General features: G+C 64.8%; 13 protein-coding genes. 8 read left to right on the top strand and 5 right to left on the bottom strand.

What is annotated here, in order from left to right; translation table 11 throughout:
• The first annotated feature begins 10 nt into the window (after window positions 1-10).
• The 3 genes from lipB to ACQE2J_RS10555 are packed head-to-tail and all read left to right on the top strand — an operon-like array spanning window position 11 to window position 2,505.
• Window positions 11-649 carry a lipoyl(octanoyl) transferase LipB gene (gene lipB / locus ACQE2J_RS10545; RefSeq protein ID WP_135542360.1) on the top strand — a complete coding sequence of 213 codons (639 nt, stop codon included), beginning with the start codon at window positions 11-13 and terminating at the stop codon, window positions 647-649.
• Between the two features lie 10 nt (window positions 650-659).
• Window positions 660-1,712 carry a lipoyl synthase gene (gene lipA / locus ACQE2J_RS10550; protein ID WP_425120060.1) on the top strand — a complete coding sequence of 351 codons (1,053 nt, stop codon included), beginning with the start codon at window positions 660-662 and terminating at the stop codon, window positions 1,710-1,712.
• A gap of 55 nt (window positions 1,713-1,767) precedes the next feature.
• Window positions 1,768-2,505: a DUF4191 family protein gene (locus ACQE2J_RS10555; protein WP_135542364.1), complete on the top strand. Its 738-nt coding sequence runs from the start codon at window positions 1,768-1,770 to the stop codon at window positions 2,503-2,505.
• Window positions 2,506-2,714: 209 nt separating this feature from the next.
• Here ACQE2J_RS10555 and ACQE2J_RS10560 read toward each other — a convergent pair whose 3' ends face one another.
• Window positions 2,715-3,155 (bottom strand): RDD family protein, encoded by a 441-nt coding sequence (locus ACQE2J_RS10560; RefSeq protein WP_135542365.1) that lies wholly within the window; start codon window positions 3,153-3,155, stop codon window positions 2,715-2,717.
• 143 nt (window positions 3,156-3,298) lie between these two features.
• Between ACQE2J_RS10560 and glnA (ACQE2J_RS10565) the strand changes: the two genes are divergently transcribed.
• Both glnA (ACQE2J_RS10565) and ACQE2J_RS10570 read left to right on the top strand, forming a co-directional pair.
• Window positions 3,299-4,723, top strand: coding sequence for a type I glutamate--ammonia ligase (gene glnA / locus ACQE2J_RS10565; RefSeq protein WP_135542367.1), 1,425 nt, complete (start codon window positions 3,299-3,301; stop codon window positions 4,721-4,723).
• A 126-nt stretch (window positions 4,724-4,849) separates the two neighbouring features.
• Window positions 4,850-6,316, top strand: a complete 1,467-nt coding sequence (locus ACQE2J_RS10570; RefSeq protein ID WP_135542369.1) for a mycothione reductase — start codon at window positions 4,850-4,852, stop codon at window positions 6,314-6,316.
• A 27-nt stretch (window positions 6,317-6,343) separates the two neighbouring features.
• Here ACQE2J_RS10570 and ACQE2J_RS10575 read toward each other — a convergent pair whose 3' ends face one another.
• From ACQE2J_RS10575 to ACQE2J_RS10585, 3 genes are read right to left on the bottom strand one after another with little or no spacing between them, the layout of a single operon-like run.
• Window positions 6,344-9,385, bottom strand: a complete 3,042-nt coding sequence (locus ACQE2J_RS10575; protein ID WP_135542371.1) for a bifunctional [glutamine synthetase] adenylyltransferase/[glutamine synthetase]-adenylyl-L-tyrosine phosphorylase — start codon at window positions 9,383-9,385, stop codon at window positions 6,344-6,346.
• A 5-nt stretch (window positions 9,386-9,390) separates the two neighbouring features.
• Entirely contained in the window at window positions 9,391-10,749 is a 1,359-nt protein-coding gene (glnA, locus tag ACQE2J_RS10580) for a type I glutamate--ammonia ligase (RefSeq protein WP_135542373.1), read from the bottom strand.
• Window positions 10,750-10,753: 4 nt separating this feature from the next.
• Window positions 10,754-10,957, bottom strand: coding sequence for a hypothetical protein (locus ACQE2J_RS10585; protein ID WP_135542375.1), 204 nt, complete (start codon window positions 10,955-10,957; stop codon window positions 10,754-10,756).
• A gap of 297 nt (window positions 10,958-11,254) precedes the next feature.
• Between ACQE2J_RS10585 and ald the strand changes: the two genes are divergently transcribed.
• Window positions 11,255-12,373 (top strand): alanine dehydrogenase, encoded by a 1,119-nt coding sequence (ald, locus tag ACQE2J_RS10590; RefSeq protein ID WP_425120055.1) that lies wholly within the window; start codon window positions 11,255-11,257, stop codon window positions 12,371-12,373.
• Between the two features lie 124 nt (window positions 12,374-12,497).
• On the opposite strand, the gene ACQE2J_RS10595 is transcribed toward ald, so the two are convergent.
• Window positions 12,498-13,223 (bottom strand): FadR/GntR family transcriptional regulator, encoded by a 726-nt coding sequence (locus ACQE2J_RS10595; protein ID WP_135542379.1) that lies wholly within the window; start codon window positions 13,221-13,223, stop codon window positions 12,498-12,500.
• A gap of 209 nt (window positions 13,224-13,432) precedes the next feature.
• On the opposite strand from ACQE2J_RS10595, the gene map reads away from it, so the two are divergent.
• Together map and ppgK are read left to right on the top strand one after the other, a co-directional pair.
• Window positions 13,433-14,341: a type I methionyl aminopeptidase gene (map, locus tag ACQE2J_RS10600; RefSeq protein WP_135542380.1), complete on the top strand. Its 909-nt coding sequence runs from the start codon at window positions 13,433-13,435 to the stop codon at window positions 14,339-14,341.
• Window position 14,342: 1 nt separating this feature from the next.
• Entirely contained in the window at window positions 14,343-15,185 is an 843-nt protein-coding gene (ppgK, locus tag ACQE2J_RS10605; protein ID WP_135542382.1) for a polyphosphate--glucose phosphotransferase, read from the top strand.
• The last annotated feature ends 1 nt before the right edge of the window (window position 15,186 follow it).

Consider the following 15,186-nt stretch of genomic DNA (forward strand, 5'->3'; position numbering starts at 1 on the left):
GTGTGGAGCCATGCCCTTGGCCACAGAAACGCTCGGGTTCGCTCCGGTCCTCTCGGACTATCGGCAGACCTGGGATATGCAGAAGAGATATCACGAAGAAGTGCTCGCAGGACGGAGGGAGTCGACGGTGCTGTACCTCGAGCATTCCCCCGTCTACACGGCCGGCAAACGCACCGAGGAGGCCGACCGGCCCACAGATGGCACCGAAGTCATCGATGTCGACCGTGGCGGGAAGATCACCTGGCACGGCCCCGGCCAGCTCGTCGCCTACTTCATCTACCGCCTCAACGACCCCAAAGAGGTCCGCCTCTTCGTGTCCCAGCTCGAGGATGCGATGATTCGACTCCTGGCGGAATACGGCATCGAAGCCACCACCGTCGAAGGACGCGCCGGCGTCTGGCTGCTCGGCGACGGACTCCGCCGTGACCGCAAGGTCGGAGCCATCGGCATCCGCATCCACGAGGGTGTCACGATGCACGGATTGGCCCTGAACTGCAGCAATGAACTCGGCGCCTATGAAAGCATCATCCCGTGCGGGATCAGCGACGCCGACACCACTTCCATCAGCGCAGAGATCGGACGGACGGTGACGCCGGAGGACACGGCAGACCGCCTCAACGAGATTCTGCAAGAGACCATCACAGCCTAGGAGAACGCCGATGACGATTGCACCAGAAGGCCGCCGGATGCTTCGGGTCGAAGCCCGCAACTCCGAGACTCCGATCGAGGACAAGCCCGCCTGGATCAAGGCCAAAGCCCATATCGGGCCCGAATACACCTCCCTGAAGTCCTTGGTGCGCAAGCAGGACCTGCACACCGTGTGCGAAGAAGCGGGCTGCCCGAACATCTTCGAGTGCTGGGAGGACCGCGAAGCGACCTTCCTCATCGGCGGCGAACAGTGCACCCGACGCTGTGACTTCTGCCAGATCGACACAGGCAAACCGGCCGCATTCGATGCGGACGAACCTCGCCGCGTGGCCGCCTCGGTGGCCGAGATGGGGCTGCGCTACTCCACGATCACCGGCGTCGCCCGCGACGATCTCGAAGACGGGGGTGCATGGCTGTACGCGGAGACGGTCCGCCAGATCCACGACCTCGAGTATGTCGACGGCCGCGGCACCGGCGTCGAGCTGCTCATCCCCGACTTCAATGCGAAGCCGGATCAGCTCGCCGAGGTGTTCTCATCCCGCCCCGAGGTGCTCGCCCACAACGTCGAGACGGTTCCGCGCATCTTCAAGCGCATCCGCCCTGCCTTCCGGTACGAGCGTTCGCTGTCCGTCATCACCCAGGCCCGAGAGGCCGGACTCGTGACGAAGTCGAATCTCATCCTCGGGATGGGTGAGACGAACGATGAGATCATCTCCGCACTGCAGGACCTCCACGACGCCGGCTGCGACCTCATCACGATCACCCAATACCTGCGCCCCTCCCCCAGACACCACCCCGTCACCCGGTGGGTCAAACCGGCCGACTTCGTGATGCTGCGCGATGCCGCCGAGGAGATCGGCTTCCTCGGCGTCATGTCGGGCCCGCTCGTGCGTTCGTCCTACCGCGCCGGTCGCCTGTGGGCGACTGCGATGCGCCGTCGCGGAGAGGAGATTCCCTCCCACCTGCAGCATCTCGACAAGCACACCCCGGCCAAGCAGGAGGCTCAGGCCGTCGTGGATACCTTCGGACCCGGCGAAGAGGTAGACTTGACAGCTGAGCAATGAAGGCGTTCGTCACCTGGTGATGTCGCCGCGACGCCCCTCAAGAGCAAGTGAGAGAATGAGCGAAGAACCGCGCAAGGGAATTTTCCGGCGCAAGCCGAAGGATCCGAACAAGAAACCCGGTCGTCTGGCACAGATGCGCCAGGTCTACGAGCTGTCCGCCAAGCACAACAAGGCGACGCCGTGGCTGTTGGCCGCGGCGGTGCTCGGACTCACGCTGATCGGGCTCTTGGTGGGTCTGCTGATCGGCGGAACCACCGTGATCTTCACGACGATCCTCGGTCTCATGCTCGGTCTGCTGCTGGGCATGTTCATGCTCGGCCGCTTCGCCGAGACTGCGGCCTTCGCGCAGATGGACGGACAGCCGGGCGCCTTCGGCGCCGTCCTCAACACTGCTCGTCGCGGCTACCTCATGGATGAGAAGCCGATCGCCATCGACCCGAAGAGCCGTGACCTCGTGTTCCGCTCCACCGGTCGCGCCGGCGTCGTCCTGCTCAGCGAAGGGCCCAAGGGACGCAGTGCGAAGCTGCTGGCCAAGGAGAAGAAGCGCCATGAGCGCATCCTGCCCAATGTTCCCGTCCACACCTTCCAGGGCGGCAAGGAAGACGGTCAGCTGGCGATGAAGCAGGTCGTGCCGACCGTGCAGAAGCTGCCGCGCAAACTCAACCGGGCAGAAGTCCTCGCCGTGCGCAACCGCCTGGCGGCGCTGGGCACACAGGGATCGCGTCCCCCGATTCCCAAGGGCATCGACCCGAACAAGGCCCGCCCGAATCACAAGGCGATGCGCGGACGCTGATCGACAGGCGCTGATCGACCCTCGCAACGGCGGCGGCAGCACCCGGATCGCGCACAGAAGCGGCGCCGGCTCGAAACGAGTCGGCGCCGCTTCAGTCTCTTCTGCGCTACTGTCCTGAACGCCGCTTTCTTCTGCGCTTCTGTCCCGGCGGAAGTGTTCCGAGGCCAGGCAGGTGGTCTGGTCGGGCCGGTTCGCCCCCTCACCGGGTGTCAGCGGCGGAGGATGACGGTTCCCGCGGCGAGGTCGTGCAGTCCGCGGTTGTCCCGGTCGAAGATCAGAGCGGGGATGACGAGCACGACGAGCACCGCACGGATGAACGATTTGAGCAGCCCGGGAACATGCCCGGACAGCCGGCGGACCTCGATGCCGAAGAGGCGATGGCCGACCGAGTAGCCGAGTGTGCCGACGAGCAGGAGATTCTCCAAGGCGAAGAAACCGGGGGCCAGAAAGGGATTGGCCGGGTCGATGACGTTGGCGATCGCCAGACACATCAGCCAGTCGACGAGAAGAGCGAGGATCCGCTTCCACGCAGGAGCCAGAGAATGCGAACCGGAGACAGGCAGACCGAGCCGTTTGCCAGGCCAGTCGTCTTCTTCCCTGTCGAACCGGGGTCCTTCGAGCCAGGAACCGAGGTCGTCACGATTGATCACCCTCCCACCCTACGAAATCCGGCCTGAGTGAATCCTCAGGAAACATGCCCGAAACATGAGCGTCATCACCACTTCATTCCGGGGCGACTAGGATTGACCGTGGTCAGGACAAACGGCCACCGTACTCGAACTAGGAGACCTAAGTGTTCTCGTCTGCTGAAGAACTCGTCAACTACATCTCGGAGAACGACGTCAAATTCGTCGATGTCCGGTTCTGCGACCTGCCCGGTGTGGTCCAGCACTTCAACCTCCCCGCCGCCTCCTACGGCACAGAGGAGATCACCGAGGGTCTGCTCTTCGACGGGTCCTCCATCACGGGATTCCAGGGCATCCACGAATCCGATATGAAGCTGCTCGCGGATGTCACCTCGGCGTACATCGATCCGTTCCGCGACGCGAAGACGCTGGTCATCACGCATTCGATCGTCGATCCCTTCACCGATGAGCCGTACTCGCGCGACCCTCGTCAGGTGGCGGCGAAGGCAGAGTCCTACCTGGAGAGCACCGGAATCGCCGACACCGTCTTCTTCGGTGCCGAAGCGGAGTTCTACCTCTTCGATTCCATCCGGTACGAGAACACCCCCGGCAGCAGCTTCTACAAGATCGGCTCGCAGGAAGCGGCCTGGGACATGGGCACCGACGAGCCCGGCGGCAACCAGGGATACAAGACCCCCTTCAAGGGCGGCTACTTCCCCGTCTCGCCGCAGGATCAGTACGCCGACATCCGAGATCACATGTCACTGACGCTCGAGCAGATCGGCTTCGAGATGGAGCGTGCCCACCATGAGGTCGGCACCGCCGGTCAGCAGGAGATCAACTACAAGTTCAAGACTCTCCAGCACGCAGGCGACCAGCTGCTCGACTTCAAGTACGTGATCAAGAACACGGCATTCGAGCTCGGGAAGTCCGCGACCTTCATGCCGAAGCCGCTGTTCGACGACAACGGTTCGGGTATGCACTGCCACCAGTCGCTGTGGAAGAGCGGCGAGCCCCTCTTCTACGACGAGAACGGCTACGGCGGTCTCTCCGACCTCGCCCGCTGGTATATCGGCGGACTCATCGAACACGCCGGTGCCGTACTCGCGTTCACGAACCCGACGATCAACTCCTACCGCCGCCTCGTCCCCGGCTACGAAGCCCCGGTCAACCTCGTGTACTCGGCCCGGAACCGTTCGGCAGCGATCCGCATCCCCGTCACCGGATCCTCCCCGAAGGCCAAGCGTCTCGAGTTCCGTGTGCCCGACCCCTCATCGAACCCCTACCTCGCGTTCTCCGCGCAGCTCATGGCCGGCATCGACGGCATCCGCAACCGCATCGAACCGCCGGAGCCGATCGACAAGGACCTCTACGAGCTGCCCCCGGAGGAAGCCAAGGACATCAAGATCGTCCCCGGCACCCTCGACGAGGCGCTCAATGACCTCGAGAAGGACCACGACTTCCTCACCGCCGGTGACGTCTTCACCCCCGACCTCATCGAAACCTGGATCCGGATCAAACGTGAGAACGAACTCGACGTCGCACGCCTGCGTCCGACTCCCACAGAGTTCGAGCTCTACTACGCGCTCTGACCTTCGCCTGCGCACAGCAGGACAGGAATAGAGTGGGGGCGTCACGGGTTTTCACCCGTGGCGCCCTTTCGCCTCTTCGCCTCGTGACCGCACGGGCCGGAACACTGACCATTGGAGGGTTGGATCTTGACGCACTACGACCTGCTGCTCATCGGCACCGGATCGGGGAACATGTTCCTCGACAAGCGATTCAAGGGACTGAAGACGGCCATCGCCGAGGAATGGCATTTCGGGGGCACCTGCCTCAACGTCGGCTGCATACCGACGAAGATGTTCGTCTACCCTGCCACTCTGGCCGAGCAGGCCGCGCAGGCCGACCGCTACAACCTCTCCCCCACACAGCCGCAGGTCGATTGGGCAGGACTCCAGGACCGCATCTTCTCTCGCATCGACGCCATCGAATCCGGCGGTCGCGACTACCGCAGCAGCGATCGACAGCCGAACATCACCGTCGTCGCCGAACACGTTCACTTCACCGGCCCGAAGAGTGTGCGCACCGCCTCGGGTGAGGAGATCAGCGCAGACCGCATCGTCATCGCCGCCGGTGCACATCCCGTCATCCCCGACATCGACGGGCTCGACGCCTCCCGCGTCGACGGCGAAGACTACCCGGTGTTCACCTCGAACACGGTGATGCGTCGCCCCACCCAGCCCGAGCGCCTGGTCATCATCGGCTCCGGCATCATCGCCATGGAGTTCGCCCACATCTTCTCCTCCCTCGGCACCGAGGTCACCGTCCTCGCCCGCGGGCCTCGCCTGCTGGGCAACATCGACGCCGAGGCGGCCGACGAGTTCACTCGCATCTTCGACTCGTCCCATTCCGTCCTCCACGGCGTGCAGGCCGGGCACATCGACGTCGACCACGGCGAAGTCACGATCGGCCTCGAACCCAGCGGCCGCCTCGGCGAGGTCGACCGGCCGGAGACGATCACCGCCGACGCAGTGCTCGTCGCCACCGGCCGGGTGCCCAACACCGCCGAACTCGATGTCGCGACCGCCGGATTCGACGTCAGCGACGGGCACCGGCTGGCCGTCGACGATCATCAGCGGGTGCTCTCCGAGGGCTCGCCGGTGCCCGGTGTCTTCGCCCTCGGCGACATCTGCTCACCGCATCAGCTCAAGCACGTGGCCAATCACGAAGCGAAGATCGTCGGACGCAACCTCGACGCCGATGTCGCCGCAGGGCAGCCGGGGGCGGCTCGCGAGGAGGACCTCGCCAGGGTGAACCACCATGCGGTGCCCGGAGCGGTATTCTCCTCCCCGCAGGTCGCCTATCTGGGGATGAGTGAAGAGGAAGCCGAGGAGGCCGGTCACGACATCACCGTGAAGGTCCAACAGTTCTCGGATGTCGCCTACGGGTGGGCGATGGCCGACGACCCGGGCATCGTCAAAATCATCGCCGACCGCCGCAGTCGGCTGATCCTCGGTGCATTCATCGTCGGACACGAAGCGTCGATGCTCATCCAGCCCCTCATCCAGGCGATGGCCTTCGGCCAGACCGCCGACGAGGTGGCCACGGGACAGTACTGGATCCATCCGGCCCTGCCCGAAGTCATCGAGAATGCACTCCTCGGCCTCGAATTCGAGGACTGAGCACCAGCGGCCGTCGGCAGGCTCGGCTCAGAAGCCGTAGAAGCGGTGCTCCATGACGGCACGGGCATGCCGGGTGGTGCGCAGATAATCGTCCTCGAGGTCATGGCCCTCGCCGGCGGCGTAGCCGAGCAACCGAGCCGTGGCCTCGAGCTCGGTGTGGTCACCGGGCAGTGATTCCGCGGTGCGACCTCTGAAGAGCATCACGGCAGACCGCACATCCGTGGCCAGCTGCCATGCCTCCGCCAGCTGCGCGGCATCCTCGGCGGGCAGCAGCTGCGCCTCGGTGGCGGCAGCGAGTGCCTGCAGGGTCGAGGTCGTGCGCAGACTGGCCAACTCATGCCCATGCTCGAGCTGGAGGAGTTGGACGGTCCATTCGACGTCGGAGAGGCTGCCGCGGCCGAGCTTGAGGTGCCGCCGTTTGTCCGCATTGCGGGGCAGGCGTTCGTCCTCCATCCGCGCCTTGAGCGTGCGCACCTGCGTCAGCGCCTTGTGCGGCATCTCGGCGGGGTACCGCAGCGGGTCGATGAGTGAGAGGAAGTCCTCGATCAGTCCTTCGTCTCCGGCGACCGGACGCGCCCGCAGCAGCGCCTGGGCTTCCCACGGCTGTGACCATTTCGCGTAGTAGGCCTGGTAGGAGGAGAAGCTGCGCACGAGCGGTCCGTTCTTGCCTTCGGGCCGCAGATCTGCGTCGAGGTCGACTCCCTGTGCGCTTTCGCTGGCCTTGAGCCGTGAGGACAGCTGCAGCGCCACCTTGTTGGCATGTTTGCTCAGCTTGCCCTTCGCCTCGGCGTCGAGATCGTTCGACTTCGCTCGGACGACGTACATCGCATCGGCGTCGGAGAAGTACCCGATCTCCCGTCCGCCCCAGCGGCCCATCGCAATGACGGCGAATTCGTAATCGGGCGTCTCCGGTGTCTCGAGGTCGGTGCGCACGGCTTCCAGCGCACCGCGGACGGCAAGATCCATGAGATCTGAGAGATCGCCGGGGATCGCGGATCGGTCGCCGACATCGAGGACGTCGCGCAGGGCGATGCGCAGCAGTTCTCGACTGTAGGTCTCGCGGATCGGCGTGACAGCGGCGCCTCCGTGACGTTTGAGCAGTCCGTCGACTTCGGCCGACAGCACGTTGAGGTCACGGGCAGCGAGATTGTCGTACTTGTCCAACCAGGCCACCGCCGCGGGCTGGCGCAGCAGCAGCTCGGTGGCGTAGCCGGACAGGGACAGCACATCGGCGACCGACTTGGCGGCGAGTCCGGAATCCCTGAGCATCTTGAGGAACCAGCCGGAAGAGGCAAGCGATTCGCTCAGTCGCCGGAACGCCAGAAGTGCCCGGTCGGGTTCGACTCCGTCGGAGAACCAGTCGAGCAGCGCCGGCAGCACCTGTTTGATCACCATCGCCGTGCGCGACACGCCGGTCGTCAGGGCCTTGATATGGCCCAGAGCACCCTGCGGATCCCGATAGCCGAAGGCCCGCAGACGATCGGCTGCGGCCTGCAGACTCGAGCCGCGCTTGTGGGCTTCGACGACGGCCCCATGGACGCCGACGGCGGCCTCGAGGATCGGCCGGTAGAAGATCTGCTCATGCAATCGGGTGACGTGTCTGGCGTAGTCGCGGCGGGTCTCTTCGAGGCGGGCACCGGTGCGGGAGCCGGAGCGGAAGACCGACCGGGCGAGCATCCTCAGCTTCGCATCGTCATCGGGGATGAGAGCATTGCGCATCATCCGGGGAATCTGCACCCGATGCTCGACGACGCGCATGAACCGGTAGGCGGCGGAGAACACGGAAGCATCCTGTTGGCCGATGTATCCGTGCTCGCCGAGCTCTTCGAGCGCCATGAGAGTGTTCGGGGTGCGGATGTCCTCGTCGGTGCCGCCGTGGACGAGCTGGAGCATCTGGGCGGAGAACTCGACATCACGCAGGCCCCCGCGACCGAGCTTGATCTGACGCGGAGCCTCAGCGGCCGGGATGAGGTCGACGACGCGACGACGCATCGATCTGACACCGTCGATGAAGCCCTCACGACTGGCCACCTTCCACACCAGCGGCAGAAGCGAGTCCGAGAACCGTCTGCCGACTTCGGCATCACCGGCCACCGGCCTGGCTTTGAGCAGCGCCTGGAACTCCCAGTTCTGGGCGATGTCGGCATAGTAGTGCTCGAACTCCGAGAGAGTGCGCACCAGTGCCCCGGCCTTGCCTTCGGGACGCAGCGCGGTGTCGACTTCCCACAGCGCAGGTTCGCCTCCGGCGTCGGAGAGGACTGCCCGTGTCCGCTGGGCCAGATCCGTGGCGAGATCCCGCGCGTCGCCGTCGTCGGCGGAGTCGAGAACGAAGACGACATCGACGTCGGAGACGTAGTTGAGTTCGCGGGCACCGGTCTTACCCAGAGCGATGACGGCCAAGCGGATCCCGTCTCCCCCGTCGACTTCGGCTCTGGCGATCGCCAGAGCAGCATCGAGCGCGGCGGCGGCAAGATCGGACAGGACCGCCATGACGTGGTCGACGATCTCCTCAGGCGCTTCGGCTGCGAGATCATCGGCGACCAGCCGCAGCACGGCGTCACGATAGTTCCGGCGCAGCGAGCGGATCCCCTCGTCTCCGGTCACGGTGGCGAGCGGTGCCGGGGACTCGGGGTCGGCACCGACGGCCTGGAGCATCTCGGCCCGCAGCGACACCGCCGAGGCGGCGGGTGTCGAGATCAGCAGGAACGGTTCGGGCACCAGCAGAAGCGGCAGCGAATCAGGATGTCGGACCAGGTGGTCGACCATAGCCTCCGAGGTGCCCATGACCGCGAGCAGGCGCGCCAGCAGCGGCCGGTTGAGTTCGTCTTCTGCCAGCGTCTCCGCAGTGCCGGAGCGAACGGCCGAGAGCAGCGCCGCGGAGTCCTGCCCAGCGGCCTCGACGACCCGGAGCAGCCCGAGGGCGGCACCGTGCGGATCCGGGGTTGCCAGAAGCAGCTCGACGAAGCGCGAATCCGTGGCCAGAGGCTGGCCCAGGAGCTCATCGAGCTCGTGGAGGAATCGGGCTGTCGCATCCGGGACGCTGGTCGTGCGTGAAGTGATTCCTGCCATGGGGATTACATCGAAGTGAAATGCTTGGCGAGTTCATAGGGTGTCACCTGGGCACGGTAGTCGTTCCACTCCTGACGCTTGTTGCGCAGGAAGAAGTCGAAGACCTCTTCGCCGAGGGTCTCGGCCACGAGATCCGAGCTCTCCATGATCTCCAGCGCATGAGACAGACTGCGCGGCAGCGCCTCGATGCCCATCGCCCGCCGTTCGGTGTCCGAGAGCTGCCAGACATTGTCCTCGGCCTCCTCGGGAAGCTCGTAGCCTTCCTCGATTCCTTTGAGCCCGGCGGCGAGCATGAGGGCATAGGACAGATACGGGTTCGCCGAGGAGTCCATGGCCCGGTATTCCACCCTCGCCGAGGAGGACTTGCCGGAGTTGTACTGCGGCACCCGGACGAGGGCCGAACGGTTGCGGTGACCCCAGGAGATGTAGGACGGAGCCTCATGACCGGTCCACAGCCGCTTGTACGAGTTCACGTGCTGATTCGTCACCGCCGAGATCTCGGCGGCGTGTGTGAGCAGACCGGCGATGAATTGGCGCCCGGTCCTCGAGAGCTGATACTCCGCTCCCGGTTCGAAGAAGGCATTGTTCTCCCCTTCGAACAGCGACACATGTGTGTGCATGCCGTTGCCTGGGTGCTCCGACAGCGGTTTGGGCATGAACGAGGCGTAGACGCCCCTGGAGATCGCGACTTCCTTGATCACTGACCGGAACGTCATCACATTGTCGGCCATGGTCAGGGCGTCTGCGTAGCGCAGGTCGATTTCATTCTGCCCGGGTCCGGCTTCGTGGTGGGAGAACTCCACCGACAAGCCCATGGCTTCGAGCATGGTCACCGCTTCGCGTCGGAAGTCATTGGCTGTGCCGCCGTTGACATGGTCGAAGTATCCCGCGGTGTCGACGGGTTTTGGCGCGGTGCCGTCGGTGATGCCGGTGACCGGGTCGAGGTTGTCGGTCTTGAACAGATAGAACTCGATCTCAGGGTGCACGTAGAAGGTGAAGCCGCGTTCGGCGGCTTTCGCCAGAGTGCGTTTGAGGACATTGCGCGGATCCGCCGGTGCCGGTTCTCCCCCGGGCACATGGATGTCGCAGAACATCCGCCCGGTCGGTTCGGTCTCTCCCCGCCAGGGAAGCAGGGAGAACGTCGAGGGGTCGGGTTTGAGCACCATATCGGCCTCGTAGACCCGGGCGAGCCCCTCCACCGCCGAGCCGTCGAACCCGATGCCCTCGGAGAAGGCGCCTTCGAGTTCGGCCGGCACGATGGCCACGGACTTCAGCTGCCCGAGGACATCGGTGAACCAGAGTCGGATGAATCGCACATCACGATCCTCAACGGTCCTGAGAACGAATTCCTCCTGACGTGACATCCGATCAGCCGTTCCACTTCTCGTCGTCTTCGTCCCACTTCTGGCTGCGTTCGCGAGCCTTGTCCAGGGCGGCGCGTGCGACCTCTTCGGTCTCGTACGGGCCCATCCGGTGCGTCCAGTCGCTGACCAGGCCCTTTTCGACGGTGTTCGTCTCAAGATTGAAGTAGTACTTCGAGTCAGGATCGTCGATATCTTCGTAGAGTCCCATGTCGAGCCCTCTCTCCTCAGCGGGGTTCTGCGTTGACAGTTTCAGCTTACCGTTTCGCAGGGAGTTCGCGGTGCATCCCGTGTTCTCAGACCTGCCAGCCGATCACGCCCGGCTGGAATCATGTTTTCCGCGTCATCTGGTACCGAAATACACTGATTCCGTATCTGACAAGACGAAAACAGCCTTAAAGGTTTGCTCTCCAAACCTTCTAAGGAATACAGTTGAACCATCGTCGACCGACGTCGAAGTCGGCGGCCTTCGCCCCAGCGGCGCTCAATCATGAAAGAAGGACACACAATGCGCATTTCAGTGCCCACAGAGGTCAAGAACAACGAGTTCCGAGTCGCCATCACAGCTGCCGGCGTGCACGAGCTCGTCGCCCACGGCCACGAAGTCACCGTGCAGGCGGGAGCCGGCGAAGGCTCTTTCATCACCGACGAAGAGTATGCCGCCGCGGGTGCGAAGATCGCTCCCGATGCTGAGAGCACCTGGACCGCAGGCGATCTCGTCCTCAAGGTCAAGGAGCCGATCGCTCAGGAGTACGGCTTCCTGCGCAAGGACCTCATCCTCTTCACCTACCTGCATCTGGCCGCCGACGAGGCGCTCACCCGTGCCCTCATGGAGGCAGGCACCACCGCGATCGCCTACGAGACCGTGCAGCCCGACGGCGGCGGACTCCCGCTGCTGGCTCCCATGAGTGAGATCGCCGGGCGCCTGTCGACGCAGGTCGGTGCGCACAGCCTGCTCAAGGCCAACGGCGGCCGCGGCATCCTGCTCTCCGGCGTCCCCGGCGTCGAGCGCGCCAATGTCGTCGTCATCGGTGCCGGTGTCGCCGGCACGAACGCGGCCCGCATGGCGCTCGGCCTCGGAGCGACCGTCGAGGTCATCGACATCAACATCCCCCGCCTGCGCCAGATCGACGAGACCTTCGCCGGTGCGATCGGCACGAAGGTGTCAAACAAGTACGAGATCACGAAGGCTCTGGCCGGCGCCGACCTCGTCATCGGCTCCGTGCTCATCCCCGGAAAGAAGGCTCCGAAGCTCGTCACCGATGAGATGGTCGCGGGGATGAAGCCGGGTTCGGTCCTCGTCGACATCGCCATCGACCAGGGCGGCTGCTTCGAGAACTCGCGTCCGACGACGCACGATGATCCGACGTTCACCGTTCACAACTCGGTCTACTACTGTGTGGCGAACATGCCCGGAGCCGTGCCGAACACCGCTACGGCGGCGCTGACGAACTCGACGCTGCCGTTCGCTGTCAAGATCGCCGACCAGGGCTGGCACAAGGCCCTGTCGAATGATTCGGCACTGGCACGCGGACTCAACATCCACAACGGCCACGTCACCAACGACAACGTCGCCGAGGCATTCGGTCTCGAGGCCGTGTCCGTGGCCCACGCGCTCGCCAACTGAGTCCGACCGCGGTCACCGCAGATGCCGAAGGCCGGCGCTCCCATCCGGGAGTGCCGGCCTTCGGCAGTCGACTTCAGAACAATCCGGGCATGAGGCCCCCGGCCTGACGGGTCTCCCGGGCGGCTCAGTCGCGGGAGACGATGGTGGTGTAGCGGAAATGGTCCTCACAGAGCTGACCGGCTTTCTGCGCATCCCCCTCGGCGATCGCCTCGACGATCGCGGCGTGGTCGGCCACGGCGTGGTCGAAGAGCTCGGCAGAGAACGGGTCGTGGCGGAATCCCGCGTTGATCTTCGTGTCGATGTCGATGGCCATCCGCACGAGTTCAGGGTTGTGGCCGGCGCGGGCGATCGCGAAATGGAACTGCGCGTCCGCGGTTCGGGCGGCGGCTGCCTCGGCGCGTTGGGAATAGATCTGAGCCAATTCGTGCAGTTCGGCAAGCTCGGTCTCGGTGCGGCGACGGGCCGCCGTCGCGGCAAGGGAATTCTGAAACACGGCGCGGGCATCGAGCAGATTGCGCCGCTCGGCGTGGAACTCATCGATACGACCGGCCATGGGCGCCAGCGCTTCTGGGCGGGCGTTCTTGACGAAGGTCCCTCCCCCGCGTCCTCGGCGACGTTCGACGACACCGAGGCGCTCGAGGCGCAGCAGCGCCGCACGCACGCTCGACCGGGACACCTGCAGATCGGAGGCCAGGGTCCGCTCTCCCGGCAGAAGGGTGCCTTCCGGCAGAGCCCCGACCGCGATTCCGGAGAGGATGTGGTCGGCGATCTGCTGAGGCGCGCTCGTCAGGCTCACGACTTCGCCGAGGCCGGAGAACTCATGGTTCCCGGCCGTCGTCTCCTCGCTCACTCTGCCTCCCTCTGTTCGCGCCGTCTGTTCTCGCCGGCGGCCCGCGGTCACGCCCAGATGGTCGGGACCGGAGTCATTCGACGCGGGCGAGTCCGTTCCGAACGCCTCCCCTGTTTCGATTCTAGTCGTGCCCGCGGCCTGCCCGAAGCAGCGACAGGCGCCCGCGAAGTGGGACAAAGTCGGACAACCACCATAGAATCGAAGGCATCATGACTGCTCACACGCGCCTCCTCACCCCCGGCACCATCTCTCCCGAACGGACAGTGCCGAAGACCATCGCCCGCCCCGAATACGTCGGACGCGCCGACGCGAACGAAGGGCGCGGGAACAACTTCTACTCCGCAGAAGAGATCGAGACCGTCCGAGCAGCGGGACGGATCGCTGCCAATGCTCTGGCCGTCGTCGGAGAGATGATCGTCCCCGGCATCACGACCGACGACATCGACGCCGTCGCCCACGAGTACATGTGCGATCACGGCGCGTACCCCTCGACCCTGGGCTATCGCGGATTCCCGAAGTCCGTGTGCACCTCGGTCAATGAGGTGATCTGTCACGGCATTCCCGATTCGACGGTCATCGAAGACGGTGACATCGTCAATGTCGACATCACCGCCTACTATCAGGGGATGCACGGCGACACGAACTACACGTTCACCGCCGGGCAGGCCGACGAGGAGTCTCGGCTGCTCGTCGAACGCACCTATGAGGCGATGATGCGCGGCATCAAGGCGGTCAGGCCCGGACGCGAGATCAACATCATCGGTCGCGTCATCGAGAAGTACGCGAAGCGGTTCGACTACGGCGTCGTCCGTGACTACAGCGGCCACGGCGTGGGCCGCGAATTCCACTCCGGACTCATCGTCCCCCACTACGATGCCGCGCCCGCGCACGCGGAGACGATCGAACCGGGAATGATCTTCACCATCGAGCCGATGCTCAACCTCGGCACGATCGACTGGGATGTGTGGGACGATGCCTGGACCGTGGTGACGAAGGATCGGAGGCGTTCGGCCCAGTTCGAACACACCCTTGTCGTCACCGAGACCGGCGCGGACATCCTCACCCTGCCGGATGCCGACACGGCGATCGCTGCGGGACCGGTGAACGGTGGAAACTGAGATGAGCACCGAGGCGGCCCACAGGTTCGCAATCGGCATCGACATCGGCGGGACCGGGATCAAAGCGGCACTCGTCGACACCACGACCGGAAGACTGCCGTTCAAACGACTGCGGGTGCTCACCCCGAAGCCGGGCACCCCGACCGCAGTGGCTGAGACGATCGCCGTGCTGCTCGAGGACCTCACTCAGCAGGCCCTCGATCTCGAACTCGTCACCGATCGGGCAGAACTCGACTCTCTGCCCGTGGGCTGCGGCTTCCCCGGCGTGATCCGGCGCGGTCGCGTCGAATACACCGCGAACCTCGATCAGAGTTGGATCGGTTCGCACATCGACGCGGTCATCGGCGACCGCACTGGCAGGACTGTGTACTTCCTCAACGATGCCGATGCGGCCGGACTGGCCGAGATGATCTTCGGCGCCGGGCGCAGCCACCGGAAGAAGACCGTGCTCCTGACCACCCTGGGCACGGGCATCGGCACCGCACTGTTCACACAGGGACGGCTCGTGCCGTATACGGAGCTCGGTCATATCGAGATGAATGGTGCGGATGCGGAGACGCAGGCGGCCGAGTCGGTCAAGACCCGCCTGGGGCTGTCCTATTCGGAGTGGGCGGCACGCCTGCAGCAGTACTACTCGCTCGTCGAGCTGTTTGTGGCACCGGACGTCATCATCGTCGGCGGTGGGGTGTCGAAGTCGCATGCGCAGTTCCTGCCGCTCATCTCCACTCGCGCCAAACTCAAACCAGCGAAGCTGTTCAACAACGCCGGAATCGTCGGTGCGGCGATGATCGCCGTCAACGGCGGGCAGGCGAAGGTCAAGCGCGTTCGGTCCGAAAAGATGTGAT

This window comes from Brevibacterium sp. LE-L (assembly GCF_050214925.1).
Classification (GTDB): Bacteria; Actinomycetota; Actinomycetes; order Actinomycetales; family Brevibacteriaceae; genus Brevibacterium.